Origin of the sequence: Porphyrobacter sp. CACIAM 03H1, assembly GCF_002215495.1 — a bacterium.
GTDB lineage: Bacteria > Pseudomonadota > Alphaproteobacteria > Sphingomonadales > Sphingomonadaceae > Erythrobacter.
Map to the genome: position 1 here is coordinate 2647368 of NZ_CP021378.1, position 26063 is coordinate 2673430.

Annotated in this window: 24 protein-coding genes; 19 read left to right on the forward strand and 5 right to left on the reverse strand. The window is 70.0% G+C overall.

Annotated elements, in window-relative coordinates; translation table 11 throughout:
* Positions 1-151: 151 nt before the first annotated feature.
* The 7 genes from CBR61_RS12695 (at position 152) to CBR61_RS12725 (ending at position 6053) form a co-directional block, all read left to right on the forward strand.
* Entirely contained in the window at positions 152-1030 is an 879-nt protein-coding gene (locus tag CBR61_RS12695; RefSeq protein ID WP_088914687.1) for a pirin family protein, read from the forward strand.
* A 4-nt stretch (positions 1031-1034) separates the two neighbouring features.
* Complete coding sequence (locus tag CBR61_RS12700; RefSeq protein WP_088914688.1) at positions 1035-1361, forward strand: GNAT family N-acetyltransferase; 327 nt, start codon at positions 1035-1037, stop codon at positions 1359-1361.
* Between the two features lie 197 nt (positions 1362-1558).
* Positions 1559-2077 (forward strand): TetR/AcrR family transcriptional regulator, encoded by a 519-nt coding sequence (locus tag CBR61_RS12705; protein ID WP_088914689.1) that lies wholly within the window; start codon positions 1559-1561, stop codon positions 2075-2077.
* Positions 2074-3003 (forward strand): formylglycine-generating enzyme family protein, encoded by a 930-nt coding sequence (locus tag CBR61_RS12710; protein ID WP_088914690.1) that lies wholly within the window; start codon positions 2074-2076, stop codon positions 3001-3003. Before CBR61_RS12705 ends, CBR61_RS12710 begins: the two co-directional genes overlap by 4 nt.
* A 61-nt stretch (positions 3004-3064) precedes the next feature.
* Entirely contained in the window at positions 3065-3973 is a 909-nt protein-coding gene (locus CBR61_RS12715) for a haloalkane dehalogenase (RefSeq protein WP_088914691.1), read from the forward strand.
* Positions 3970-4389 (forward strand): DUF1330 domain-containing protein, encoded by a 420-nt coding sequence (locus CBR61_RS12720; RefSeq protein ID WP_088914692.1) that lies wholly within the window; start codon positions 3970-3972, stop codon positions 4387-4389. Before CBR61_RS12715 ends, CBR61_RS12720 begins: the two co-directional genes overlap by 4 nt.
* Positions 4386-6053 carry a sulfatase gene (locus tag CBR61_RS12725; RefSeq protein WP_233996730.1) on the forward strand — a complete coding sequence of 556 codons (1668 nt, stop codon included), beginning with the start codon at positions 4386-4388 and terminating at the stop codon, positions 6051-6053. Before CBR61_RS12720 ends, CBR61_RS12725 begins: the two co-directional genes overlap by 4 nt.
* Here CBR61_RS12725 and CBR61_RS12730 read toward each other — a convergent pair.
* Together CBR61_RS12730 and CBR61_RS12735 are read right to left on the reverse strand one after the other, a co-directional pair.
* Positions 6038-7360 (reverse strand): glycoside hydrolase family 16 protein, encoded by a 1323-nt coding sequence (locus CBR61_RS12730; RefSeq protein WP_088914693.1) that lies wholly within the window; start codon positions 7358-7360, stop codon positions 6038-6040. The genes CBR61_RS12725 and CBR61_RS12730 overlap by 16 nt on opposite strands.
* Entirely contained in the window at positions 7361-8518 is a 1158-nt protein-coding gene (locus tag CBR61_RS12735; protein ID WP_088914694.1) for a nucleotidyltransferase family protein, read from the reverse strand.
* Positions 8519-8714: 196 nt separating this feature from the next.
* Here CBR61_RS12735 and CBR61_RS12740 point away from each other — a divergent pair, with 196 nt between their 5' ends.
* From CBR61_RS12740 to CBR61_RS12770, 7 genes are all read left to right on the forward strand, one after another.
* Entirely contained in the window at positions 8715-8873 is a 159-nt protein-coding gene (locus tag CBR61_RS12740; protein ID WP_088914695.1) for a lasso RiPP family leader peptide-containing protein, read from the forward strand.
* Positions 8874-9004: 131 nt separating this feature from the next.
* Positions 9005-9292 (forward strand): PqqD family protein, encoded by a 288-nt coding sequence (locus tag CBR61_RS12745; RefSeq protein ID WP_157696587.1) that lies wholly within the window; start codon positions 9005-9007, stop codon positions 9290-9292.
* Complete coding sequence (locus tag CBR61_RS12750) at positions 9277-9723, forward strand: lasso peptide biosynthesis B2 protein (protein WP_088914697.1); 447 nt, start codon at positions 9277-9279, stop codon at positions 9721-9723. The genes CBR61_RS12745 and CBR61_RS12750 overlap by 16 nt, the downstream gene beginning before the upstream one ends.
* Positions 9723-11576, forward strand: a complete 1854-nt coding sequence (locus CBR61_RS12755) for an asparagine synthase-related protein (RefSeq protein ID WP_088914698.1) — start codon at positions 9723-9725, stop codon at positions 11574-11576. The genes CBR61_RS12750 and CBR61_RS12755 overlap by 1 nt, the downstream gene beginning before the upstream one ends.
* Positions 11573-12502: a serine kinase gene (locus CBR61_RS12760; protein WP_088914699.1), complete on the forward strand. Its 930-nt coding sequence runs from the start codon at positions 11573-11575 to the stop codon at positions 12500-12502. The genes CBR61_RS12755 and CBR61_RS12760 overlap by 4 nt, the downstream gene beginning before the upstream one ends.
* Positions 12499-14322, forward strand: coding sequence for an ABC transporter ATP-binding protein (locus CBR61_RS12765; protein WP_172835963.1), 1824 nt, complete (start codon positions 12499-12501; stop codon positions 14320-14322). The genes CBR61_RS12760 and CBR61_RS12765 overlap by 4 nt, the downstream gene beginning before the upstream one ends.
* A gap of 67 nt (positions 14323-14389) precedes the next feature.
* A complete protein-coding gene (locus CBR61_RS12770; RefSeq protein ID WP_157696589.1) occupies positions 14390-15649 on the forward strand; it encodes an outer membrane beta-barrel protein in 1260 nt (419 codons plus the stop codon).
* A gap of 6 nt (positions 15650-15655) precedes the next feature.
* Here the strand turns inward: CBR61_RS12770 and CBR61_RS12775 are convergent, their stop codons facing one another.
* The gene (locus tag CBR61_RS12775; protein ID WP_088914702.1) at positions 15656-17869 is read right to left on the reverse strand and encodes a GumC family protein; all 2214 of its coding nucleotides are present in this window, start codon (positions 17867-17869) and stop codon (positions 15656-15658) included.
* Between the two features lie 295 nt (positions 17870-18164).
* Between CBR61_RS12775 and CBR61_RS12780 the strand changes: the two genes are divergently transcribed.
* A complete protein-coding gene (locus CBR61_RS12780; RefSeq protein ID WP_088914703.1) occupies positions 18165-19274 on the forward strand; it encodes a glycosyltransferase in 1110 nt (369 codons plus the stop codon).
* On the forward strand, positions 19271-20302 hold the full coding sequence (locus CBR61_RS12785) for a glycosyltransferase family 2 protein (RefSeq protein WP_233996732.1): 1032 nt from the start codon (positions 19271-19273) through the stop codon (positions 20300-20302). Before CBR61_RS12780 ends, CBR61_RS12785 begins: the two co-directional genes overlap by 4 nt.
* On the opposite strand, the gene CBR61_RS12790 is transcribed toward CBR61_RS12785, so the two are convergent.
* Together CBR61_RS12790 and CBR61_RS12795 are read right to left on the reverse strand one after the other, a co-directional pair.
* The gene (locus CBR61_RS12790; protein WP_088914705.1) at positions 20221-21534 is read right to left on the reverse strand and encodes a glycosyltransferase; all 1314 of its coding nucleotides are present in this window, start codon (positions 21532-21534) and stop codon (positions 20221-20223) included. The genes CBR61_RS12785 and CBR61_RS12790 overlap by 82 nt on opposite strands.
* Positions 21531-22910 carry a glycosyltransferase gene (locus tag CBR61_RS12795; protein WP_088914706.1) on the reverse strand — a complete coding sequence of 460 codons (1380 nt, stop codon included), beginning with the start codon at positions 22908-22910 and terminating at the stop codon, positions 21531-21533. The genes CBR61_RS12790 and CBR61_RS12795 overlap by 4 nt, the downstream gene beginning before the upstream one ends.
* Positions 22911-23075: 165 nt before the next feature.
* On the opposite strand from CBR61_RS12795, the gene CBR61_RS12800 reads away from it, so the two are divergent.
* The 3 genes from CBR61_RS12800 (at position 23076) to CBR61_RS12810 (ending at position 26051) form a co-directional block, all read left to right on the forward strand.
* Positions 23076-24062, forward strand: a complete 987-nt coding sequence (locus CBR61_RS12800) for a glycosyltransferase family 2 protein (RefSeq protein WP_157696590.1) — start codon at positions 23076-23078, stop codon at positions 24060-24062.
* Between the two features lie 115 nt (positions 24063-24177).
* Entirely contained in the window at positions 24178-25485 is a 1308-nt protein-coding gene (locus tag CBR61_RS12805) for an O-antigen ligase family protein (protein WP_157696591.1), read from the forward strand.
* The gene (locus CBR61_RS12810; protein WP_199797433.1) at positions 25482-26051 is read left to right on the forward strand and encodes a polysaccharide biosynthesis/export family protein; all 570 of its coding nucleotides are present in this window, start codon (positions 25482-25484) and stop codon (positions 26049-26051) included. Before CBR61_RS12805 ends, CBR61_RS12810 begins: the two co-directional genes overlap by 4 nt.
* Positions 26052-26063: the final 12 nt, after the last annotated feature.

Genomic DNA, 26063 nt, shown 5'->3' on the forward strand with positions numbered 1-26063 from the left:
AGCGGCTCTAGGGCGGAGGCGTCATTCCAGTGCAGCGGCACGCTCATGGCCGGCCGGCCGTCTGGTTGGCGGTGCGACCGGGCGGAGACCGGGGCTGCAATCGGGCACCCGGCACCCTATCTTGCCTCCATCAGCTCCGAGGAGCCACGCCATGATCGAACGCATCATCACCAAACGCACCCATGATCTTGGCGGCGGGTTCGAGGTCGGGCGGGTCCTGCCGTTCCATGCCCGGCGGATGGTCGGCCCCTACATCTTCTTCGACCACATGGGCCCGACCGAACTCGCCCCCGGCATCCCGCGCGAACTCGACGTGCGGCCGCATCCGCATATCGGCCTTGCCACAGTCACCTACCTGTTCGACGGGGCGCTGACCCACCGTGACAGCCTCGGCTACCATCAGGAAATCCGGCCGGGCGAGGTCAACTGGATGATCGCCGGGCGCGGCATCACCCATTCCGAACGTTTCGAGGAAGCCCGCGCGCACGGGGCGCGGATGCACGGGATCCAGGCGTGGGTGGCGCTGCCGGAAGAGACCGAGGAGGCCGAGCCCGCCTTCTCGCATCACGCCGCCGCCGAGCTGCCGTCATGGAACGAGCCCGGGCTGACCGGACGGCTGATCTCCGGTTCGCTCGAGGGCCTGAGCGCCGGCACGCCCGTCCACTCGCCGCAGTTCTACGCGCACTGGCTGATGCGCGAAGGCACGCGCAGGTTGCTCCCCGCCGAATATCCTGAACGTGCGATCTATGTCGCCAGCGGGCATGTGGAGGTAGCGGGGCAGGCCCTGTCGGCCGGCATGATGGCGGTGCTGGCCCCGGGCGGCGACGTGCCGGTGACCGCGCTCTCCGATGCGACGGTGATGGTGCTCGGCGGCGAGCCCGTGGGCGAACGCTTCATGTTCTGGAATTTCGTCTCCTCGCGCAAGGAGCGGATCGAGCAGGCTGCCGAGGACTGGAAGCAGGGTCGCATGAAGCTCCCCGACGCCGACGATGCCGAGTTCACCCCCCTGCCCGAATTCAAGGGGTTCTAAGCCGATGGGCAACATCACCATCCGCCGCGAGGAACAGGGCCGCAAGGGCCGCTACATCGCCGTTGTCGAAGGCCGCGAGGGCGAGGCCTACATCGCCTTCACCCAACGCGAGGAAGGCGTGATCAGCGCCGACCACACCATCGCTTCCGACAGCCTGAAGGGCACCGGGGCGGCGCTGGCGCTGGTCGAACACTTGGTCGCCGACGCACGGACGCGGGGATTCCGGGTGCTGCCGTACTGCCCCTATGTGCGTGGGCAATACAGGAAGCACCCCGAATGGGCCGACGCCTTCGCAGTGCCGCCCGAGTGGGAGCCGGATTCGCCGGGATGAGCGGACGGAGCCTGCCCCGGGCCGTAATTGACAGGCGGAGTGCCGGAATATAGCCCTGCTCCCGGAGCCGGCGTGGCTCCGCAGGATCGGAGGCGGTCATCTCCCAGAAGCTGCCACGCGCGACGTCAACGGCAACGCCGGTGCCCGACGGCCGGCACGAGCGCAGCCGATCCAGCAGGGCGCGGATCGTGGCGGCGATGCTCGAACTTGTCGCCAGAGGCGAGTTTGCGCCGGGCGCGGCGCAGGTGGCCGAAGCCGCGGGCGTGGGCCTGCGATCGGTGTTCCGCCATTTCAAGGACATGGACGCGCTCTATCGCGAGATGACCGAGGCAATCGAGATCGAGGTCCTGCCGATGCTGCTCCGCCCGCCCGAGGGGGCGACGTGGCAGCAGCGCCTGTTCGACCTCGCCACGCGCCGGGCGCGAATCTTCGAGACGATCATGCCCTACCGGGTCTCGGCCGATCTGAGGCGGTTCGAATCGCCCTATCTGATGGAGGACCATCGCCGCCTGCTCAGGCTCGAGCGCGAGGCGCTGGAGGCCCACCTGCCGGAGGCCGTGCGCGCCGATGCGGCAGGGGCGCAGGCGCTCGACATTATTCTCGGCTTCGGCACCTGGCGGGCGCTGCGTCAGGACAAGGGCCTCGGCGCGCAGGACGCGGCAGCGGTGGTGCGGCGGCTGCTGGCGGATGCCGTCGCGCGGTGGCCCGACGCATGATCGGGCGCGGTGCCCTTGCCGCCTTGGCTGCATCCGGCCTGACGCTCGCCGCCTGTGGCGACACGGACGCGCCTGCCACTGCGGCGAAGGCCTGCACCGGCATGGTCGAGGATGGCATGGTGTGGGTGCCGCCCGGCTCCTTCGTGATGGGGGAAGACCCCCGCTATCCCGAGGAAGGGCCGCCCCGCACCGTGGCGGTCGAAGGCTTCTGGATCGACGTCCACGAGGTCACCAACGCGCAGTTCGCGGCCTTCGTCGCAGCGACCGGCTATATCACGATGGCGGAGCGCGCACCGCCCCCGCTCACAGGCGCGCCTCCCGAGATGCTCCAGCCGGGCTCGGCGGTGTTCCGGTTGCCGACACCCGATGATCCGGCGTGGTGGCGCTGGGCGCCGGGCGCACAGTGGCGCCGCCCCGAAGGCGGGACGGCAGGCATCGCCGGGCAGGACCGCCACCCCGTCGTCCAGATCGCCTACGAGGACGCCGAGGCTTATGCCCGCTGGGCGGGCAAGCGGCTGCCCGACGAGGTCCAGTGGGAATATGCCGCAAGGGCAGGCGCGCCCGCCCTGCCCGAGCCGGTCGACGGCGAAGGCACGCCTCAGGCGAATTACTATCAGGGCGTGTTTCCCGCCCGCGACCTTGGAAGCGACGGCTTCACCGGGCGGGCACCGGTGGGGTGCTTTGCGCCCAACGCCTTCGGGCTGCACGACATGATCGGCAATGTCTGGGAGTGGACAAGTTCGTCCGGCGACCGGGCCGATGCGGGCGAGCCGGTGGGCGTCATCAAGGGCGGTTCGTTCCTGTGCGCCGCCAATTACTGCGCCCGTTACCGCCCCGCCGCGCGCCAGTTCCAGGAGCGCGGTCTCGGCACGGATCACATCGGGTTCCGGCTGATCGACACTGCGCGGCCCGCTCCGGGGGATTGACCTTAAGCCGGGATAATGACATTTAGGGTGCCAATTTCATGAGCGATGGGGGAGAGCCGTCATGAAAGTTCTGCGCACGCCGGATGCCGCCTTCGCCGGGATAGCTGACTTCCCCTTCGCGCCGCATTATTGCGAGATCCGCGACCCCGCGAGCGGAACGCCCTTGCGGGTCCACTACATCGACGAAGGCCCGCGCGAAGCGCCCGTGGTGCTGATGATGCACGGCGAGCCGACCTGGTCCTATCTCTACCGCCACATGATCGGGCCCGTGGCCGAGGCCGGCTTCCGAGTTGTGGCGCCCGATCTTGTCGGATTCGGCAAGTCGGACAAGCCAGCGGCCAAGAGCGACTACAGCTATGCCGCCCATGTCGCGTGGATGCGGCAATGGCTCGAGGCGCTCGATCTCGCGCGCATCACCCTCGCTTGCCAGGACTGGGGATCGCTCGTCGGACTGCGGCTGGTGGCGGCAATGCCCGAACGGTTCTCGGGCGTGGTGCTGTCCAACGGCGGCCTGCCCGAAGGCGGCCCCGCCCCCCGCGCCTTCGCGATCTGGCGCGCCTTCTCCAAGTGGAGCCCGCTGTTCCCGATCGGCAGGATCGTCAACAAGGGGACCAAGCGCGGCCTCTCCCCGCAAGAGATCGCCGCCTATGACGCGCCCTTCCCCGATGCCCGCTACAAGGCGGGAGCGCGGATCTTCCCGAGCTTCGTTCCCTTTGAAGGCAACCGCGCGGTGCCCGACCAGAAGGCGGCGTGGGAGGTGCTCGACCGCTGGGACAAACCCTTCCTTTGCGCCTTCTCCGACGGCGATCCGATCACCCGCACCGGCGAGACACGCTTCATCGGCCGCGTCCCCGGCACCGCAGGGCAGAAGCACCGCACGTTGAAGGGCGGGCATTTCATCCAGGAGGACGACCCGCAGGGCTTCGTCGCCGCCATTCTCGAGGTCGCACGCCAGGGAGCGCCGCAATGAACGTCACCAACGCCCTCCACCCCGCGCCCGAACAGGCGATGGCCTTCTTCGCCGCCGACGACGGGCAGCCCATGTGCATGGTCAATCTCCTGAGGTTCAGGGACAAGGCCGCCTATGCCGACGGTTCCGAGCCGGAGCTCTCAGGGCGCGAGGCCTACATGCGCTATGCCGCAGGCGTGAACGCCTGCCTTGCGGCGGTGGGGGGCAAGGTGCGCTTCAGCGGCGCCGTGACCGGGCTGCTGCTCGGCGAGGTCGAGGAGCTGTGGGACATGGTGGCGATCGCGGAATACCCCTCGCGCAAGGCGATGATGGCGATGGTGCAATCGCCCGAATACCAGGCGATCACCAGGCACCGCGATGCGGGGTTGGCGGGCCAGCTCAACATCTGCACCCGGGCCGGAGCCACGGGCGCGTGAGGCGCTGGGTCAAGGGTGCGCTCGGCACGCTGGCGGCGCTCGCAGTGCTGGGCGCAGCGGGCTATCACTTCCGCACCGATCTGGCGCTCGCCTTCGTGCGCTGGCGCAGCGCGCAGGACATCGCGGCCACCCGCCCGGTGCCGTGGCAGCAGGGCCCCGCCACCCCCGCCGCGCCCCCGTCCGAGCGGCCGCCCAACATCGTCTTCATCCTGTTCGACGATCTCGGGATGAACGACCTGTCGACCTTCGGCGGCGGGATCGCCGGGGGACGGATCAAGACCCCGAACATCGACCGTCTTGCGGCAGATGGCGCGATCTTCACCCAGGCCTATGCCGGCAACGCCACCTGCTCGCCTTCGCGCGCGCAGTTGATGACGGGGCGCTATGCCACCCGCACCGGGTTCGAGTTCACCCCGACGCCCCCCGGCTTTGCCCGCGTCGTATCGATGGTCTCGGCCGATCTCGCCCCCGATCGCCCGCCGGTCGTCTACGATGCCGCAGCCGAGGCCGCGGCCCCGCCTTTCGAGGAACAGGGCCTGCCGCCCGAGGAAGTGACGCTGGCCGAGGTGCTCAAGACCCGGGGTTACCACACGGTCCACATCGGCAAGTGGCACCTCGGCAACGCGCCGCGCTTCCACCCCAATGCGCAAGGCTTTGACGAGAGCCTCAACATGGACGGCATGCTGCACCTGCCCGAGGATCATCCGGACGCGGTCAATGCGCGGCTTGAATTCGATCCCATCGACCACTTCCTGTGGGCCTCGGGCCATTTCGTCACCAGCTACAACGGCGGCGAGAAATTCGCTCCCGGCGGCTATCTCGCCGATTACTGGACCGACGAGAGCCTGAAGGTGATTGAGGCCAACCGCAACCGGCCCTTCTTCCTCTATCTGGCCCACTGGGGCGTGCATTCGCCCTTGCAGGCGACGCGCGAGGATTATGACGCTGTCGGCGACATCGCGCCGCACCGGGTCAGGGTCTATGCGGCGATGATGCGTGCGCTCGACCGCAGCGTGGGGCGGATCATGGCCAAGCTCGAGGCCGAGGGGCTGGCTGAGAACACGCTTGTGGTGATCTCGTCCGACAACGGCGCGCCGGGTTATGTCGGGATCGACCGGGTCAACGCGCCGTTCCGCGGCGGCAAGGGGTCCTTCTTCGAAGGCGGCATCCGGGTCCCGCTGTTTGCCCGCTGGCCGGCGCGGATCGCCCCGGGGACGAAGGTTCCGCTGCCGGTCGGGCAGGTCGACGTCATGCCGACGCTGGCCGCCGTGGCCGGGGCGCCCCTGCCCAAGGGCGTCACGATCGACGGGCGCAACCTGCTCCCCGCGCTGACCGGCCAGGGAACACCCGAACGCGCCGATGCGCCGCTGTTCTGGAGCAGCGGCTATTACAAGGCCGTGCGCGCCGGGAACTGGAAGCTGCAGGTCAACGGCAGGCAGAACAAGGTCTGGCTCTACGACCTCGCCGCCGATCCGACCGAGACCAGGAACCTCGCCGCCGCGCAGCCGGCCAAGCGCGCCGAACTCGAGAGGCTCCTTGCTGCGCACGAACGCGGCCGCAAGGCGCCGCTCTATGCCAGCACCTTCGAGACTCCCGTCTCGATCGACCGGACAATGGCCGAGCCCTTCGACCCGCGCGGCGAGTGGATCTACTGGCCCAACTGACCGGCCCCGCGCCAGACCGTGAAGGCCCGGATCCGCATCGCGCCGCTTCCGCCGGTGAACGCGCCTTCGTGCTTCACCGCGACATTCATCAGCGGGAACCAGGTCACGCCGGCGAAGGGGTTGACGGCCTGATAGACCTCGGTGCCGTCAACGAACCAAGTGATAAAGTCGGGCGCGATGTCGACGGCATAGCGGTGATAGCCGTCTGACATTCCGCTGATCGCGTAGAAGCGCCTCGCATCGATCCGGAGGGGCACGGTGAAGCGGCGCTTTCCGTCCGCGCCGCCATGCAGGTTCGCGCTGATGTCGCGCGCGAAGTTCCAGTCGGGCGAATCGCCGAAGCCTTCATAGACGTCGATCTCCGGCGGCCACCCGCGCGTCGGCAGCAGCCACAGGGCGGGCCAGGCGCCGCGGCGGTCGGGCATCTTCGCCTCCCACTCGTACTGGCCGTAAGCGACGTGGGTTGCCGGCATCTTCTCGCCCGTCAGCACCGCCGCCCCGTGTCGCCACATCTCCCCTTCGTGGCGGATCGGACGGTCGAGCTCTTGACTGCGCAGCACCAGCACGCCCTCTTCCACCGCGATCGGCGCGCGCGGCGCCGCGTGCCGATCGGGATCGAGATAGAGTCCGGTCTCGGCATTGCCCGGCTGGGTGCGCCCGTGAGGCAGGCGGGTCGAGAACGCCTCCGGTCCGCCCCCGTCGCTCCAGCGCGCACGGGCCGGATTGAGCCGGTAGGCGGGCGTGCCGGACGCGGCGAAGCGGCGCGGTTCGCGAAAGTCGGCGGTTCGCGCCACCGTCGGCGGCGCGCCCTCCACCGCGCGGATCTGGCCGCGCGGGTCGGCCACATGCGCGCCGTCGACGCCCTCGGGGAAATGCAGCTCGAATCGCGCGCCTTCGGGCATGCCGCGCAAGGAGACGCGCACCGTCTGGACGAGCGGATCGCCGGGACGGAACACCACAACGCCGTCGAGCCGCTCGAAATGCCGGCCCTCGATCGCGCCCCCGGGCAAGCGGCCGTTACGGGTCAGCACCCGCGCGTGGACCGTGTTGGGCGTGGGGCGGTCGAGCGTCACGGGAACGTGCACCTCGCGCGCGCCGGGCGCGACGGCGACATCGCCGATGCGCACCCGCGCCCTCGGCGGGAAGGCCGTGCCGCCGGCAAAGTCGAAATCCGCAAAGGCGCCGTCGGTACGCTGCCCCGGCGGGGGATCGCCGGCGGCATTGGACGAAGTGCCGCTCGCCCCGCAGGCGACCAGCCAGAGGCCCAGAAGCACCGCCTGCACCTGTCGCCGCACCGCCGCGCCCATCTATCCCTCCACCGGCACGGAGCGCCGAAGAGCCTCGCTCGCGATCATGCGTGCCGCCTCGCGCGAGAATTCCGCCGCCCGCTGCGCGCCGGGCGAGCCGCTGCACATCGCCCAGAGAATCGCGCGGCGCCTGGGCCAGAGCGTTGCAGGCGCATGCGGCTCGAACACCATCGCCAGCAGGGCGCTGCGGTGTGCCCATTCGGGCGGCGCGCGGCGCGCAAGAGGCGGGACGAACGGCAGGCTCACTCCGAAAATCGTCTCGCACAGCGCCACTGCCAGGCCCACCGTGCCGCTCAGCCGCTGGCGGCAGACGAGCTGCGCGAACTGCCGGTGTTCCTCGGCGCTCATGCCCAGCAACCCTGCCGCCAGGTTGTAGGCATAGCGGGCCGAGGGATGGCGGTGGACCAGTTCCTTGGTGAAGTTGAGCGCGCAGATCAGCACCGCCTGCGGCCGGTGGGGCACGGCAACCTCCACCTGCCCGACCAGCTCGCGACGGGGATCGCGCAGAAAGGCTCCGATGTCGTGCGGTGGGGGGCACCCCGGCTGCTGGAGACGGTGGTGCAGATCGATCACCCCTCCCCCCGCATGATCGAGGTGCACCTCGCCGAGAGGGCCGGTCCACCATGCCGATGTTCCGGCACGCTGCCGGAAACCCTCGTGCTCGAGCGCCGCCAGCGCAGCCTCGAAGTCGGCTCGCGCAACCAGCAGATCGAGATCGCCCGAACGGCAGAAGAACGGATCGCCATGGAGCAGACGATGCTGGAACGGCCCCTTGAAGGCGATGGCGGCGATCCCCGCTCGCGCCAGCACCGGAAAGGCGAGCCGCGCCAGAGCCATCACCCGCCCGTTGGCGATCGCCGAACGGGTTCGCGCCGCCTTTGCCGCCTCGGCGACCGGCACGGGCGGCACGAGCCCCGCGCGCTCGAAGCCGCGCATACAGGGCGATGTCATGCGCGCCCGCACTGCCAGAGCAGCAAGACTCGCCGGGCAGGCCGCCTGCCAGCCCGACAGCGCGTGCGCCTCGCCCGTCAGGCTCGCGCTGCATAACCGGGCTAACGCATCTTGCGCGGTCTCCCACGCCACTGCGGAAGAAGCCGCCCCCTCGTCCGAAATTTTCGCGGCAGAACGGTTTCTATCTTGGGTGAGTGCAGCATTCATCAGGCGACCCCAGGGTTGAAACCATCGAAATCCGCGATGGATTTACGATAGGGGTGTGCGAGCCGAATTAAATAACGTGCTTTATCCTGCCGCCATTCGCGGACTGGCATGAAGTGCTTGAATATTCGCCCACTCCTTTCGCATTCCTGCAGCATCCCATGCAGGGAGTGATCAAAGTTGCCAAAGGAGGAAGTCAATGAACAATAGAGCCTATAACGCCCCCGAACTTGAAGAACTGGGCACCTTCGAGAAGCTGACCCAGGCCAGCGGTTGCCCGGATGCGCTCGATGCGAGCTTCCCGGCCGGAACGCCTTTCGGCGATCTGACCTGCGGGGCCGAGGACGGCCTTTCCTGATCGACGAGTCCCGGCGGGTGGTCCCGGGCTTGCAGGCATCGCCTGTGTCCGGCGCCCCCGCCACACTTCTGCGGCAAGGCATGGGGGTGCCGTCCGGTTGCGGGCGGCGTCATGCACGTAAAGGAACTGCGATGGAGAAAATCGCTCACGACCTGCTTGTCACCAGCGACCCCGAGGTGGTTGACTGCGTGCTGGGCGACGGCTCGGCGCTGCTCAATCTGCGCACCAACATCTATTACAGCCTCAACGAGGTCGGCACCTATGTCTGGCATGCCATTGGCCAGCCGGTCCCCTTCGGCAACCTCGTGAAGCGGGTGGCGACGGAATATGCCGCGCCCGCCGATCAGGTCGAGAAGGACCTCGCGCGGCTCGTGGCGAGACTGGACGAGGCCGGGCTGGTGACATGCAGCCACCGCTAACGGACCGGCAACCCCGCCCGCCGCGTGCTGCAACGCCCTCCGCGCGCCGCACGCTGAAGCGCGATGTACTTTGCCTCGGGACGCTCGTCGTCATGCGCATTGCGCTTACGCTGGTGGGTTACGCCGCGATCCGCGCCCGGATGCCGCAGCCGACGCCGACTACCGACAGCCATTTCTATGCCCGTCAGCTCGCCCGGAGCATCGAGCGCCTCGCCCGCTTCGTCCCGCGCGCCTCCTGCCTGACCCAGGCACTGGCCCTGCAATGGCTGCTCGCGCGCGCGGGCCATGCGAGCGAGCTGTTCGTCGGCGTGCGGCAGGACGCGGCCGGTCGGTTCGCTGCCCATGCTTGGGTCAGCTGCAACCAACGCATCGTGCTCGGGGCGTCGACGACGCCGCTGTCTGAGTTCACGGTGCTCGCGGAGCGGCGCTGATGCCGCTTCCCGAAATCGCCGGGATCCTCGCCGGCGATGCGCACCGGCGCGATGCAGCACCAGGTCCGGGCCGCTGGAGTGCCCCCGGCATCATGCTGGCGGGCGGCTCCGGCCCGGTCATGCTCGACAGCGACTGCGTGGTCGTCGCCGATGCGCGGATCGACAACCGCCCCGCGCTGTGCCGCGAGCTCGGCCTGCCCGCCGATGCACCTGAGGCGGCGGTGATCGCGTGGGCCTATCGGCGTTGGGGCGAGGATTGTCCTGCCCGCATCGAGGGCAGCTTCGCCTTCGCCCTGTGGGATGCGGGTCGCCGCCGCCTCCTGTGCGCCCGCGACCTGATGGGCGTGCGCCCCCTGTGCTATCGCGTGGAGGGCACGACCTTGCGCTTCGCCCAGAGCCCGGCGGCGCTGGCGGACGGCGCCGACGGGTCGCGCTGCGTGCGCGAGGAAGCTGTCGCCGATTTCCTTTACGGCCGCGTGCTTGATGCCGAAGGGACCTGGTTCGCCGGCGTCCGCCGACTGCCGGCAGGTCACGCTCTCGTCCACGAGCGCGGCACGATGCGACTGCGCCAGTATCGCAGCATCACGGCCACACCGCATACACCCGGGAGCGATCCGGCCACAACCTTGCGCGGACTGCTCGATTCCGCCGTTGCCCGCCGCGCACGCGATGGCGAGAACGTCGGCGTCCTGCTGAGCGGAGGGCTCGATTCCTCCGCGATCGCCTGCCTGCTGCGCGACCGCCGCAAGCGCGCCGGAGCGGCGCCGCTGCCGATCTTCTCGATGATGTTCCGCGAACCTCGACGCAGCAACGAGCGCCATCATCTGGATGCGGTGCTGGCCACCGGGGGCTTCGCGCCCCATGTCCTTGATCTCGACGGCTATGCGCCGCTCGCCGGGTTCGAAAGCCTGCTCGATGCGACCGGCGGCCCCGCCCTCTCGCCCAACCTCGCCTGCATGCGCGCTGTCGTTGCCACCGCAGCGGACCAGGGTATCACGGTGCTGCTCGACGGGCATGGCGGCGACGAGGTGGTGAGCCACGGCTACGGCCTCCTCGACGAACTCGCCGCCCGCGGCGCCTGGGCTGCTCTGTGGCGCGAGGCGCGCGGGGCGGCGGACAATTACGGCCGCTCGCGGCTGGTGCTGACACGCCGCGTCGCCGCCCGCCAGACGCGCATCGACGCGAGGTTCATCGCGCGGGCGCTGGCCCCCTTCGACCGCGAGGCGGCGCCGGCTGCCGAGCGCCCCCCCGCCCATCTCCTCTCGCGCGACCTGCTGGCGCAAAGCGCCCTTGCCGAACGGCTCCGCGCTCTTGCCCGGCCCGAAATGGCGGGGGGTGAGCAGGCGCAACATCATGCAGTGCTGGCCGATCCGCTGCAAGCGTACGCCTTCGAGGTCCACGCCGCCTTCTATCGCAGCATGGGCGTGACCGCGCGCTATCCCTTCTGGGACCGAGAGGTGGTCGAATTCTGCCTCGGTCTGCCGGCGCACGAAAAGCTTTCGCAAGGCTGGTCGCGGCTGGTGTTGCGCCGGGCGATGGCAGGCATCGTTCCCGACAGCGTCCTCCGGCGGCGCGACAAGATCGACTTCTCGGTCCATCTCGCGCGCGGCCTGGTACGCCATCACCATGCGCAGATCAGCGAGCTTCTCGCCTCAGCCGCAAGCCCGCTCGCCCCCTATGTCGATCTAGCGCGGGCGCAGCGCACCTATGCGGCGATCGCCGCCGATCCCGACGCGGCGTCGGGCCGCGCGGTGCAGATGGTCTGGCGCGCGGTCGCGCTGGGAATCTGGCTCGAGACCGGCTGCGGCGCCAAGGCCGCGGGCGCGTCGCAGCCCCGCGAGGCGGCGGCATGAACGAGCACAGCTACCGCGCCTTCGGCCTCACCATCGCCAGCGATCTCGAACTGCCCGAACTGACGCCCGCACCGCCCGGCCCCGCCGATGCGGCGATCCGTCTGGTCGATACCGGGCGCGGATTCCCGGCACCCGAGACACCCGGCACCTTCCGTTTCGGCGACAGCGATTGCTTCCTGCTCTATCCCCAGATCGGCGCTTTCCGCGTGGCCGCATCGGGCCTGATCGAGGTCGAACCGCGCCCCGGGGTAGATCCGGCGCTGATCGGCTTTCCGCTACTCGGCCCGGTCATGGCCCTGCTGCTGCAGATGCGCGGCGCCTTCCTGCTCCACGGCAGCGCGCTCGTCGGGCCTGGCAAGGAGGCCTTTGCCTTCCTCGGCGACAAGGGCGCGGGCAAATCGACGACGGCGGCGGCCTTCCTGCGTGCGGGCTACCCGCTGCTCACCGACGACATCATCGCGATCACGGGACTGGACCACGGCGCGGGCCGGATCATGCCCGCCTTCCCGCAGGTCAAGCTCACCCGGGCGGCCTCCGCCGTGTTCGCAGGCGAGGACCTGACCGAGCGTCCCGGGGTGCCGCTGGTGCGCGAGAAACAGCGCTATCTCGTCGGCTCCGGACTTGCTAGCGAGCAGCACGCGCCCGGGCATTTCTTTCTGCTGCGCCGGGGCGAGGCGCTGGCGATCCGCGATCTCGATCCAAAGGAGCGGATGAAGGCCTTCCTGCGCTTTTCCTACGGCACGCGCTTCGGTCCGGAGTCGATCACCCCCGCAATCGCAGTGCGCCACGCCCGCGCCTGCGCCGCACTGGCGCATCGCGCCCGCGCCGCGATCCTGACCGTGCCGCACGATCTGGATGCGCTGGGCGAGGTAGTGGCATTCGTCGAGTCTGAACTGGCGGCCGAGCCTCCGGCATGCAGCGCATGACCGCGTTTGCCCGCTCCGGCACCACGGCAAGCCTTGCGCGCTTTGTGCGCTATCTCGCCGCATCGGGCGGCCCGCGGTTCACCGTCGCGCTGGCACTGCTCGTGCTGGGCGGGCTGACCGAGGGCGTCTCGATCCTGCTGGTGATCCCGCTGCTCTCCCTCGCAGGCGAGGACACGCCTTCCGCCATGCGGCTGCCGGATTGGGTGCCGGGCGAGGTGAGCATCGGGCTCGGCACGGCACTTGCGGGTCTGGTCGCGCTGATCGCGCTGCACGGCGTGTTCACGCGGGCGAAGAATATCTACCTTGCGGATCTTCTGTTCGACCTGCTCAACCGGCTGCGGCTCGATCTTTTCGCCGCCATCGGCTCGCTGCGCTGGGACGAGCTGGTGCGCCGGCGTCCGTCCGATCTCCACCACCTCCTCACCGCCGATGTCGAGCGGGTCTATGGCGCGGCGATGGCGGTGATGGTCCTGCTCCAGACCGCGATCCTGCTCGCCATCTACCTCGTGGTCGCCTGGATCATCTCGCCGCTGCTGATGGTCGCCGCCGGCGCGCTCGGTTTGCTGATGCTCGCCCTGCTCGCCCCGCTGCGCCGCCGCGCGACCCGTTTCGGACGGGAGCGGACCACCAACAAGCGCGACCAGTACCGTACCGTCGCGGAATATCTCGGCGGGCTCAAGACGGCGCGGATCCATGGTGCCGAACCGGCCTACCGTGCGCGTCTCGCCGCCAATCTGGACAAGGTCCATGCCGAAGCCGTGGGCTATATGCGCCTGACCTCGCTGGGCACGATCCTGTCGCAACTGGTCAGCGCGCTTGCCGTGGCCGTGCTGGTCTATGCCGGGGTCGCGCTGATCGGCATGGCGCTGCCCGAGTTGGTCGCCTTCCTGCTGCTGCTCATGCGCATCGCCCCGCGCTTCACCGCCTTGCAGACGAACCTCCAGCAATTGCTGGCCGAGGTGACGGTCTTCGGCGACATCGAGCGCTTCCGCGAGGAATGCGCCGCTGCCGCAGAGCCGCCCTTGCCGGCCTCGCCGGAGGCTCCGCCGGTCCTGCGCGATGCGATCCGCTGCAAGGGCGTGCGCTACGCTTATGCCGGGGGTGACGGGCGACCGGCAATCGAGGATCTCGATCTCGTCATTCCTGCCGGCCGCATCACAGCGCTGGTAGGCCCTTCGGGGAGCGGGAAGAGCACCACCGCCGATCTGGTCTGCGGCCTGCTGATCCCGCAGCACGGTTCGATCACCATCGACGGCCACGCGCTCACCCCTGCCACCGCGCAGGCGTGGCGGCGGGCGATCGCCTATGTGCCGCAGGACCATTTCCTGCTCGCCGGAAGCGTTGCCGAGAACCTGCGGCTCGCCCGCGGCGATGCGAGCGATGCCGACCTGTGGGCGGCACTCGAAGGGGCGGGTGCCGCCGACTTCGTGCGGGCCTTGCCGCAAGGGCTCGCCGCGATACTGGGCGAGAACGGCAGCGGCCTGTCCGGAGGCCAGCGACAGCGAATTGCGCTGGCCCGGGCGCTGGTGATGGCGCCGCAGCTGCTCGTGCTCGACGAGGCCACCAGTGCGCTCGACTGGGAGAGCCAGGCCGCCTTCGCACACTCGGTTGCGGCGCTGCGCGGACGCGTGACCGTGCTGGTGATCGCGCACCGCCTCTCGATGGTGGCGGCGGCCGACCATGTCGTTGCGCTCAATCGCGGACGGGTGGTCGAAGTGGGCGGCTTTGCCGACCTTGCGGGCGGCCAAGGCCCTGTCGCGCGGCTGGTCGCGGCCGAGCGGAGCGATACACGGCCGCCGGCGAGCGGTCCGGCGGGCTGAACCTAACCCATGTCGGTGCCGTTCCGGCGCTGACAGCCGAGGCCTTCGGCGAACAGGAGGGATACCCATGCGCCACGCCGTCACCGTCACGGGCCTTGCCGGCCTTGTCACTCTGCTGTCTGCGGGCACGGCCGCGCGCGCGCAGGTCGCACCCCCGCCCCGCCCCGCGGAACGCCAGTCCGACGAGTTCGAACCGGTCGGCGGCCGGATCGGCAGCTTCTTCCTGTTCCCGAGCCTCGAGACCCGGATCGAATATGACGACAATATCCTCGCCTTGCCGAGCGAAGGGGAAGGCGATGTCGAGCTCACCGTGCGCGGCGGCGTCGCGATCGAGTCCCGCTGGCAGCGCCACAGTCTCGAGGCCGATGCCTATGTCCAGCAGAACTTCCACGGGCGCTTCACGACCGAGGACGTGATGGAAGGCGGGGCGCGGCTGCGCGGGCGGCTCGACATCAGCCGCGATACTTCCGCACGGCTGATCGCGTCGCTGGATTCGCTCGCCGAGGACCGCGCCAACATCACCAGCGCCGGCCAGGCGAGGCGTCCCACGCGCTTCCGCCGCGCCGATGCGCTCTTTGCGCTGGCGCAGGATTTCGGGCGCGTGCAGGTGGTCGGCGATGCGCAGATGGTGGTGCTCGATTTCGACGATGCGACCCGCGCCGACGGCACCGTGCTCAACCAGGATTTCCGCGATTCGACCTATCTGCGGGCCTCGCTCACCACGCTGGTCGAGGTATCGCCGCGGGTCTCGGGCCTGCTGCGCGGGCAGGTCGACCGCCTGACCTATTCCGGCAACCCGGACACTCCCGACCCCTTCGATCGCGACACGACCGGTTATGCGATCGAGGCAGGTATGAAGCTCGAGCTGAGCAACCTCCTGTTCGGCGAGGTTCGCGCAGGGGTGCTGCACCGCCAAGTGGACGATCCGAGCGCCGACGGCCTGACCGGCGCCTCTTTCGGCGCCAACCTCACCTGGGCCGCCACACCGCTCACCACGCTGCGGCTTTTCGCCGACCGTCAGGTCGAGGAAGGCGGCTCACAGCTGGTCAGCGGAAACGTGCGCAGCCAGGCCCGGGTCGAGGTGGAGCACGAATTGCTGCGCAACCTCGTGCTCGAGGGCCGCGCCGGGTTCGCCCGGATCGAGACCATAGGACAGGTCGAGACAAGTGCCGACGAATACAACCTGATGGTGGGCGCCACCTGGAAGCTCGATCGCAACTTCCGCGTCTTCGCGCGCGCCGACCGGTTCCAGCGTTTCGCCGACGATGCCTTCTTCCGCGAATTCACGCGCAACCGCGTGACCGCAGGCGTCAGGCTGGTATTCTGAGGCCGGTCAGTCGACGTAGTAACCGGCGAACTTGTCCTGATAGGAATAGACGTCCTGCTGGCCCGTGCTGCCGTACTTCCGCACGTCGACCCGGGTCAGCGCCACGCCGACGATGTCCGCATCCGCCGCCACCAGCAGGTCGGCAGCCGTTTCGGCGGCCTTGACCGAGGTGTCGCGCCAGCGCGCCAGCATCAGCGTGCTCTCCACTCCGGAAGCGATGAGACGCGTTTCGGCGACGCCCAGCACCGGCGCTGTATCGATCACCGCCACCTCGAACTGCAGGGCTAGCTCGGCCAGCATCTCGGCCAGCGGGAGGTTCACGAACAGCTCGCGTCCGTCGAGATCGGCCTGGCGCGATCCGAGAACGGCGAGTCCCGTCAGCTCGTCCACCGCGAGCGCACGGGAGAGCGGAACCTCGCGCCGCAGGTACTGGCCGAAGCCGTCCCAGTCCTCGGGCAGCATCGCCGAACTCACCGCACGCCGTCGCGAATCGCAGTCGACCAGCACCGTGCGCACACCCGAATCCGCCAGCATTCGCGCAAGACATATCGAGGTTGTCGACTTGCCTTCGCGCGGTAGTGCCGATGTCACCGCAATGCTCCGGGGGGCCCCGCCAGGCCTCAGGAGGACCGCGTTCTTGAGCGCGCGCACCGCCTCGGTGAACTGCGACTGGGGATGCTCGAGCAGGTAATCCTGCGGCAGCACCCCCCGCACCTTGCGCTTGGTGGTGCTCCCCAGTTCGGGAACCGCGCCGAGATAGGCGAGGCCCAGCCGCCGTTCGACGTCGGTGCGGGTGCGGATGCGGGCGTCGAGATATTCTGCGGACGCGATCGCGACGAAGCCGAGGATCAGCGCGACGGTCAGGCCGCCGACCACCGCGAGCGGATAGCTCGGCGAGGAAGGCATGACCGGCACGCGGGCAAAGGTCTCGATCGAGGCATCGGGACGGATCAGCCCGGATTGCGCTTCCACATCCTGCGCCCGGGCAAGGAATGTCTCGTAGATCTGGCGCGCCGCCTTGGCATCGCGCTCGAGCTGGAGATACCCGGCCTGCGCGGAATTGTTCGCCGCCAGCGACCCACGCGCGCGGCTCTGGCTCGCCTCGAGCGAAGCGAGCCGCGAGCGAGCGGCCTGCACGTCGCTTTCGAGCGAGGACATCACACGGTCGATCTCGCGCTGGATCTGGCTGCGGATGTCGACCAGCTCGCCCCGCGCGCGGCGCAGTTCGGGATGCTGGTCGCCGAGCCGGCTCTCGAGCCGCGCGACCTCGCCGGTCAGGGTCGCCTCGCGGGCGCGCAGCTGCGCCACGGTGCCCGATTGCAGCGCCGCCGGGACCTCCGCGCCGCCACCGCCGCGTCCGACGCGATTGCGCGCGGCGGCGAGCTGCCCTTCCTTCTCCGCCAGCGCGGCGCGCGCGGCGGAAATCTCCTGATTGAGCACCGAGACTTCCTGCTCCGCCATGGTCGCGCCCTCGGCGCTCATCAGCCCGTTGCGGATCATGTAGTTCTGCAGCGCCGCATCGGCTTCGGCGGCGTTGCGTCGCAGCTCGACGAGCCGGGTCTGGAGGAACTCCTGCGCGTTCTGCGAGGTGCCGGTCTTGGCGTCTTGCTGCTGGGCGAGATATTGCCGCGCATATTCATTGGCCAGCGCGGCGGCGAGCTCGGGGCTTTCGGCCTGCGCGGTGATGTCGATGAGATAGGTCAGGCCCGAGCGGCGGATGTCCATGCGCGCCAGCACCGCGCCCGCGAGGGGATGCGTGCCGGGTGCGTCGGCCGCCGCCGGTTCGGCGCGGACGCCGGCGAATTCCGGCCAGGTCTCGAGCCTGAGCGCCTCGGCAACACGGCCTGCGAGCCGGCGCGACGAGAGAATTTCGACCTCGGTGTCGATGACGTTGGTGTCGCCCGCCAGTTCCGGAGCGATGGGATCGCTTTCGAGAACCTCGGGCTGGCGCGGTTCGATCAGGACGCTGGCGGAGGCGGAGTAGAGTTCCGGGCGGGTCAAGGTGTAGGCCGCGACCAGCGCCAGCACCGTGCCGACCACCGCGAGGAACAGCCAAAGGCGACGCCGGAAGATCAGCCAGAGCCACTCCGGATCCGGAAGGAACGGGCCTCCCGCGCCTCCTCCGCCGGCAGGATACCCGCCGCCTCCGCCCCCGCCACCAGCACCACCGCTCCCAGAGTCGTCATTGCTGGTGCGGGTTTGCGATGGCCGGGAAGCCATACTGCGCGCGTGAGGGTCTGCATTCTCGTGAGTCAGGCGGTCTGCTCTCGTCGCCAAGGGCGTCTCCCGTGTCCATGGACCGGCACCAGCGCCGACTTTGCCGCGCCGAGGTGCCCGCGCGCGCGGGCCCACGCCATAACCTGTTTAGGCATCGAAGGATGCGACGCGGCCTGCGGCGTCCTGATCGAGGTCAGCAAAGCACTTGAATTTCCCCCGCCAGCCAGTGGGCCAGAGAGCGGCCCCGTGGGCGTGCCACTAGGTCGCGCCCCGGAGCAGCGGGGACACGGGTACCACCATGGCCAGCACGATCGCCTATCTCGTCCACGATCTCGGCGATGCCGCCGTCGCGCGGCGGGTCGAGGCGTTGCAGGCCGGCGGCGCCGAGGTCACGCTTGCCGGGTTCCATCGGCGCACTGCGCCGGCCGCCGTCAGCGGCGCACCGGCGCTTGCCCTTGGCCGCAGCCACGACGCACGGCTGGGGCAGCGGGCGCTGCTGGTGCTGCGCACCTTGCTCGTCCCGGGGCGTCTGCGGTCGATGGTGCGCAGGGCCGATATCGTGATTGCGCGCAATCTCGAGATGCTGGCGATCGCCGCGGCGCTCGCCCGACCGGGGCAGGCGCTCGTCTACGAATGCCTCGACATTCACCGCAAGATGGTCAGCGGCGGTGTGGCGGGACGGATCCTGCGCTTCATCGAACGCCGCCTGCTCGACCGCACGGCGAGGGTGATCGTCAGTTCCCCCGCATTCGAGCGCGATTACTTCCGCGCGGTGCAGCGCTGGCGCGGGCCGATCGAACTGGTCGAGAACAAGGTCGGCTCCCTGCCCGAAGCGCCGACCTCCGGGGCCGGCACTGCCGACGGCCCTTGGGTGATCGGCTGGTTCGGAATGCTGCGCTGCCGCCGCAGCCTCGAAATCCTCGCCGCCCTCGCCGCCCGTTCGGACGGGCGCGTGCGGGTGCTGGTGGCCGGCATCCCCTCGCCCGACATCTTTCCCGATTTCGCGGCCGAGATCGCCCGCGCACCTTTCGTGGAATATGCCGGCCCCTATCGCCCTTCCGACCTCCCCCGGCTTTACGGGCGGGTCCATTTCGCCTGGTGCATCGACTATTTCGAGGAAGGGCTCAACTCGCGCTGGCTGCTGCCCAACCGCCTGTACGAAAGCCTTGCCCACGGCGCGGTGCCCGTCGCTCTCGCCGGGGTCGAGACCGGGCGCTGGCTCGCGGTGGCCGGGGTGGGACTGCGGCTTGCCGAGGGCGAAGCGATCGGGGCGGCACTCGGAGCGCTCACGCCCGAAAGCTACGCCGCCCTCGCCGATGCGGCGCGCACGGTACCGCCCGGGCGCATCGCCTTTTCCGCCGCCGACCACAGGCACCTCGTTCGCCAGCTGGAGACCCTCGTCCGATGACAGCAATGCCTGCCCTGCCGCACCCCTCCCGCGTGCTCACCGTGGTACCCTGCCTCAACGAGGCCGCCCACATCGCGGCGCTGCTGACCTGCCTCCTGTCCGACCCCGCCAACACGCGGATCGTGGTTGCGGACGGCGGCAGCACCGATGGGACGCGGCGGATCGTCCGCGCCATGGCGCAGGAGAACGCGCGGGTCGTGCTGCTCGACAATCCAGACCGCATTCAGAGCGCCGGGATCAACCGCGCGGTGGCGCGGTTCGGAGAGCAGGCCACATGGCTCGCGCGGGTCGATGCGCATTGCCTTTACCCGCAGGACTATGTCTCGCGCCTCGTCGCGATAGCCGAGACGCAGGGCGTCGATTCCGTCGTCGTGCGGATGGAGACGCGTGCGGCGCGCGGCTTTGCGCGCGGCGTCGCCGCCGCGCAGAACTCCCGCCTCGGCACGGGCGGCGCGGCCCACCGGACGGGCGCCGCTGCGGGGCTGGTCGAACACGGCCACCACGCGCTGATGCGGATCGGCGCGTTCCGCGCGGCGGGAGGCTATTGCGAGGCGATGGCCTGCAACGAGGATGCCGAGCTTGACCTAAGGATGCTGGCCCGGGGCGCGCGCATCTGGCTCGCACCCGAGGTGCCGGTGACATACTTCCCGCGCGGGACGGCGCGTGGACTGCTGCGGCAATACCTGCGCTATGGCGAGGGCCGCGCGACCACGGTGCGGCGGCACCGCCGGCGGCTGCGCCTGCGCCAAGCCCTGCCGCTGGCGATCGCACCGGCCTGCGGACTTGCGCTCGCAGCGCCGCTGCAGCCAGCGTTCGCGCTTCCCGCGGTTGGCTGGGCGTTATTATGCCAGGGCTGGGGGCTGGGCCTCGCGATCCGAGAGCGCCGCGCGGATGTAGCCCTTTCGGGCAGCGCGGCGATGATCATGCACCTCGGATGGTCGGCGGGCTACTGGAAGCAGGCTATCGTCGCGCGCGTCTCCGGCGGGAGAAGCATCCCCGCCCCGGTATTGCCCTTCGCCGCATCCTGAAGCCAGGCGCGCAGCGCGCGGTGGGCCACGGCCGGAGCGAACTGCGCCTCCACCGCGCCGATCGCGCGCCGCGAGAGGTCGGCACGCAGGCCCCCGTCCCGCTGCAACGAGCGGATCGCCGAGACGAAGGCGGCTGCGCTGTCGGCGACCAGCACCGCCGGGCCGCAGGTCTCCTCCACGCCCTGCAATGTCACCGGGCTCACCACCATCGGCTTGCCCCACGCGAGCGCCTCCACGAGCTTTATCTTGAGGCCCGAGCCGAAGCGGAGCGGAGCGATCACGATGCCCGCCTGACGGTAGAAGGGCGCAAGATCGGGGACGAGGCCGTGTAGTCGCACGCCCTCCGGCACCAGCTCGCCGGCAAAGTCGGCCGCGACCGTCCCCACTACGTCGAGCCGGGTTTCGGGCAATGCGGCGCGAAGTTGCGGCCACACCCTTTCGAGAAACCAGCGCAGCCCGTCGGAATTGGGCGCGGTGCGGCTGCCGACGAAGAGCAGTCGCTCCGGCGCGCCCGTCGCTGCCACAGCCGGCTCGGCCTTGCGGGTGCCGGGTGCGAGGATCACCCTCGCCTCGGGAAGCGCCGCGGTAACGAAGTCGGCCTCGTCCCGCTGGATCGCGATGATGGTTCCGCCGCGGGCGAGCATCGCCACTTCCTCCTCGCGCGTGAGCGCGACGACAGAATCCCGGTCCGCCCCCTCGCCCGAGCCGCCGCGGCGGTGGAACAGGTCGTGCATCACGATGGCGCTGCGGGAGCGCGGGACGCCGAGCAGGGCGAAGGCGACGGACTGGAAGGCATAGTCGGCGATCACCAGATCGCCGCCGCCCGCCTGCCGGGCGGTGAGCCAGACACGGTCCGCCTCGCTCCACGGCGCGGCTATGGCATAGGGGCGCGGTCGATCCTGCGACCACGCGCCACGCGCGCCGAGACGCCGCGCAAGGCTCCGCAGCACGCCGAGGGTCGCATCGCGCCACACCCCCGGGTCGCGGGAAACGAACCAGCGCCCGATCCGTGCCACCCCGCGAATGCGGTGCTGTGCGAAGACCGCCATCTCCGGCCGGGCGCGGTAGAAGGGAACCCGCCCCATCACGTCGGGCGAAGGCTGGAGCAGCACGGGTTCGAGCCCTGCCGCCCGGACCGAATTGGCGATATCGATGAGATAGGCCGAACTGCCGTTGGTCGCACCGATCAGGCGCTGTCGGCTGACGAAAAGCGCGCGGGGAGCCTGACTCATGCCGCGAGGCCCGAGACCGGCCCTTCACGCACCCGCCATGCGAGACCAGTGTCGGCGAGCCCTACGGCCGACAAGAGGCCGAGGAGGCTTCCGCAGCTGTGCGGCTCGATGACATGGTCGACCAGCGGGTGACCGGCACCCGCCGCCGCCACGAAGGGCGCTCGGTCGCCGATCGCATAGGCTGCGGCATCGGCGAGCGTCCCGTCGGCGAGCAGCACCATCGCCGCACCTTGTCCCGCGCGGGCCGTGGCGACGGGATCGCGTAGCGCCTCGCGCGAGAGCTGGCGCACGGTCCAGCCGCTTGCCGCCACCAGAGCGGCGGCGATCGCGACCGGCGAGCCGCATGGCACCTCCCCGCAGACGAGGACATGGGGCTCGGGCGCGGGCGGCTCGGGCGAAAGACCGCGCTTGCGGGCTGCGGCGGTGCGCCGCTCGAGCCCCTCGCGCGCGCTGCGCCACAGCATCGCGGCGGTTTGCGGGCGGCGCACGAGACCGGGCAGCGCGCGCAGGATGCGGCGGGCCTTGAGGTGATCAACCGCCTCGACATGCGCGAGCGCATCCTCGAGCGAGGCTAGTCGTTCGCGCCGCGCCCGCACCAGCCCCTTGCCCGCCCCGCCGGCAACGTCCTTCGCCAGGCGGTCACGCTCGGCGGCGATCAGCGCGGCAAGATCCTCGGGCCGCCAGCGGAACGAGGTCGAGGCGGCGTGACGGCGGTAGAAGTAGGTCGGTTCGGGACGATAGGCGTAGGTCAGCCCGGCTGCGAGCGCGCGCTCGACTAGATCCCAGTCCTCACCGATCCTGAGGCGCTGGTCGTAGCCGAGCCCGTGGCGGCGCAGAGCATCGACGCGGAAGAGCGGCTTGAGATATCCGAGTTGCAGCAACGGCCTGTCGACCCTACCGGTCGCCACGAATTCGGCATGATCGATCATTCGCTCGCGCTGCCATTCCGGGGCATCCGCGAACAGCGTGGCAGGTTCGTCGCTGGAGAAGGCGATCATGTTGCTCGCCGCGAGGTCCGCGCCGCAGCGGCGCGCAAGGTCAAGCAGGTTCTCGGCGTGCCGCGGATGCAGGATGTCGTCACAATCGACCACCGCGACATAGGGGGCGGCAGCGGCGGCAAGGCTGAGATTGCGCACCGCCGCGAGGCCCCGGCCGTGGCCCCGCACCGGGATCACCCGCGCATCGAGCGCGGCATGGCGGCGGATGATCTCGCCGGTCGCGTCCTGAGAACAGTCGTCCACCACCACGATCTCGATCGCGCCCAGCGTCTGGCGGCGGGCCGAGAGGATCGCGGCATCGATATGGGCCGCGGCATTGCGGGCGACCATCAGGAGCGAGACGAGCGGCTCGGCAGGGCTGGACGCGGCAAGGGCCATGAGCGCGGGGGTTCTCCGGGGGTGAATGCAAGGCTTTGCGGCGTGGCTGCCACCGCATAGGCCGGATCGGACCCGGCAGCCCCTTAACGAGGTTAGTTCCCCGTCTCTGGCCTGCGGCTAAAGCTGCGCCTGTTTCCCCACCGGTGCATGAAAAGAGGCTGCGGCATGGACGACATCTGCGTGATCGTCGCGGCGATGAATGCCGAGGCCACCATCGCGCGGGCGGTTGCGTCGGCACTGGCCGAGAGCGCGGTGCGCGAGGTCGTGGTCGTTGATGACGGCTCGCGCGATGACACGGCCGGCAAAGCGGCGAGCGTCGATGACGGGAGCGGGCGGCTGCGCATCCTGCGTCAACCGCGCAATCTCGGCCCAGCCGGCGCACGCAACGCCGCTCTCGCCGCCTCGTCCGCCCCGCTGGTGGCCGTGCTCGACGCCGACGACGTCATCCTCCCCGGACGCTTCGCCGCCATCGCGGACCTGCGCGAGGACTGGGACATGTCGGCCGACAACATCATGTTCGTCGCCGAGGACGAGGCCGCGGAGTTCGCCGGACTCGCCGCCTTCGCGACCGGCGGCGTGGCCGAACGCATGACCTTCGCCCGGTTCGTCGAGGCCAACTTCTCGCGGCCCGGGCGCCCGCGCGGCGAGCTCGGATTCCTCAAGCCGGTCATGCGCCGCGCCTTTCTGGAGCGACATGGCCTGTCCTACGATCCGCGACTGCGGCTGGGAGAGGATTTCGATCTCTACGCACGGATGCTGCTGGCCGGTGCGCGGTTCCGGTTGGTGGCGGCCTGCGGCTACCTCGCCATCGAGCGTCCGGATTCGCTCAGCGCGCGCCACTCCGCAGCCGATCTCGCCGCGCTGGTTGCAGCGGACGACCGGATGCTGGCGGGGCCGCTCCGGGACGCCGACCGGGCCATTCTCACGGCCCACCGTGCCCAGTGCGCCCAACGCTGGCATCATCGGCACTTTCTCGATGCCAAGCGTGAGAGCGGGCTGCTGCGCGCGCTGATCGCGCATAGCGACCGTCCCCGCCTGCTGCTCGATGCGGGTCTCGGCGTCGCGCGCGACAAGTTCGCCCTGCTGCGGCCCGATCATGTCCGGAGCGGCGGCACCGGCGCGCCCCGCCACCGCTTCCTGATCGCACCCTGACCGACCCGGCCAGCAAGACCGATCCTGCGGCAGGGCAGTAACCTGTGTGAGCGAACCGCACGGTCCAATCGGCGAGGGTCGCGCCCGCCCGACCAGCAACCGGAGGCGAACCACCTTGCCAGCACCAGCTCGACCACGCGAGGGACGGGGCCCGGCCGAACCCTTCGGGTTCGAGCGCCTGTCCGTGTTCGGCTTCGCGGTGACGATCTTCGCCTGCCTTGCCGCTCCGGCACTGGGTCCGGCGATGACGCTGGTGCAACTTCTGTGCCTCGGTGCCATCCTTGCGGTACGCTGGCGCAGCCTGCCATCGCTGCTGCCGGCGGCCCTTCCCTTGCTGCTGCTGCCGACCTTTGCCGCGGCATCGTGGCTGTGGTCGGACATCCCCGCCGTCTCGCTGCGCTACGGACTGCAACTGCTGCTCACCGTGGTGATGGGGTTCGCCCTGGGGCGGTTCCTGTCATTGCGCGAACTTGTGCTTGCAGTCTTCGTCGGAGTGTCGATCGCCTGCCTCGCCGGCCTCGCCTCGGGCCGTGCGGGCATGTCCGAAAGCGGGCCGGTGCTGATCGGCCTTGCCGGATCGAAGAACCAGATGAGCTATATCGCCCTGTTCTGGATCGGCTCGGCGCTGTGCGTGCTGGCGTCGGGCGCGCATCTTCTGAGGACCCGCATCGCCGCCGCGCTGGCGCTGGTCCCCGGCGCTTTCCTGCTGGTGCAGGCGGATTCGATGACGGCGGTTGTCTCAGGGCTGGTCATGGCGGGAATGCTCGGGCTCGTCGCGCTCGCCGCGCTGCTCGGGCGCGCGGGGCGGCTGTTCGCGCTGTTTGCCGCAGCGCTGCTCGCGGTTCCCGTGCTGGTCGCCCTGCCCGAGATCGAGCGCCAAGCCGCGATCGTGCGTACTGACGTGCTGCACAAGGACGCGCGGCTCACCGGGCGCACGCTGCTGTGGGAGGAGGCCGACAGCCTGATCGCGCAGGCCCCGGTCATCGGCCACGGCTACAAGGCGATCTGGCTCGGCCCCAAAGGCAAGGGCCTGCTCGCCCGCAACGGCCAGAGCGACGGGCGCGCCTTCCACTTCCACGACACCTTCCGCGAGCTGATGGCCGATCTCGGGCTGGTGGGCCTGGCGCTGTTTCTGCTGCCGGTCGCCTATGCGGTGCTGCGCGGCGTGGCCCTGCTGGTCGTCGCGGTCGACGCGCCCCGCGCCTTCGCCGTCGTGACGCTGTTGACCATTCTCCTGCGGGTCCGCACCGAGCTGGTCGTCGGCCCCTTCCTGATCGACACGGTGCTGCTCTACGCCATCACCGCCGCGCTCGCGGCCCTGCCGCTTGCCGCAGCCACGCCGACCCGACGCTCCCCTGCTCTCAGGCGGATGCGCGGACGCGCGCCCCGTCTCTCTCCACAAGCGCAAAGGAACCCCGCATGATGCTGCGCATCCCCGCCCTGCTCGCCGCCCTGATGCTGGCACTGCTCGCCGCCTGTTCGGGCGGAGGCGACGCGCCGCGCGCGCGCATCGTCGACAACGCCGCGCCCTACACGCTCGGTCCGGGCGACAAGCTGCGCATCACCGTCTTTGGCGAGGAGACGCTCACGGGCGAATACGGGGTCACCGGCGCCGGGGACGTGTCGTTCCCGCTGATCGGAAACATCGCCGTCGCGGGCCGCACGGTCGAGGACCTGCAGGCCGAACTGACGACAAAACTGGGAAGCGGCTATCTCGAGGATCCGCGGGTCAGCGCCGAGATCATCAACTACCGTCCCTTCTACATCCTCGGCGAGGTGGCGCGCCCCGGGCAATACGACTTTGCGGTGGGCCTGACGATCGAGCAGGCGGTGGCCGCAGCGGGCGGCTTCACCTACCGTGCCAACAGCCGCAAGGTGTTCCTGAAACGCGCCACCGACACGCGCGAGATGCTGGTCGACCTGCGCGAGACGCCCTCCTTCCCGGTGCGCCCGGGCGACACGATCCGGGTGGGCGAGAGGTTCTTCTAGACCGATGGCGAC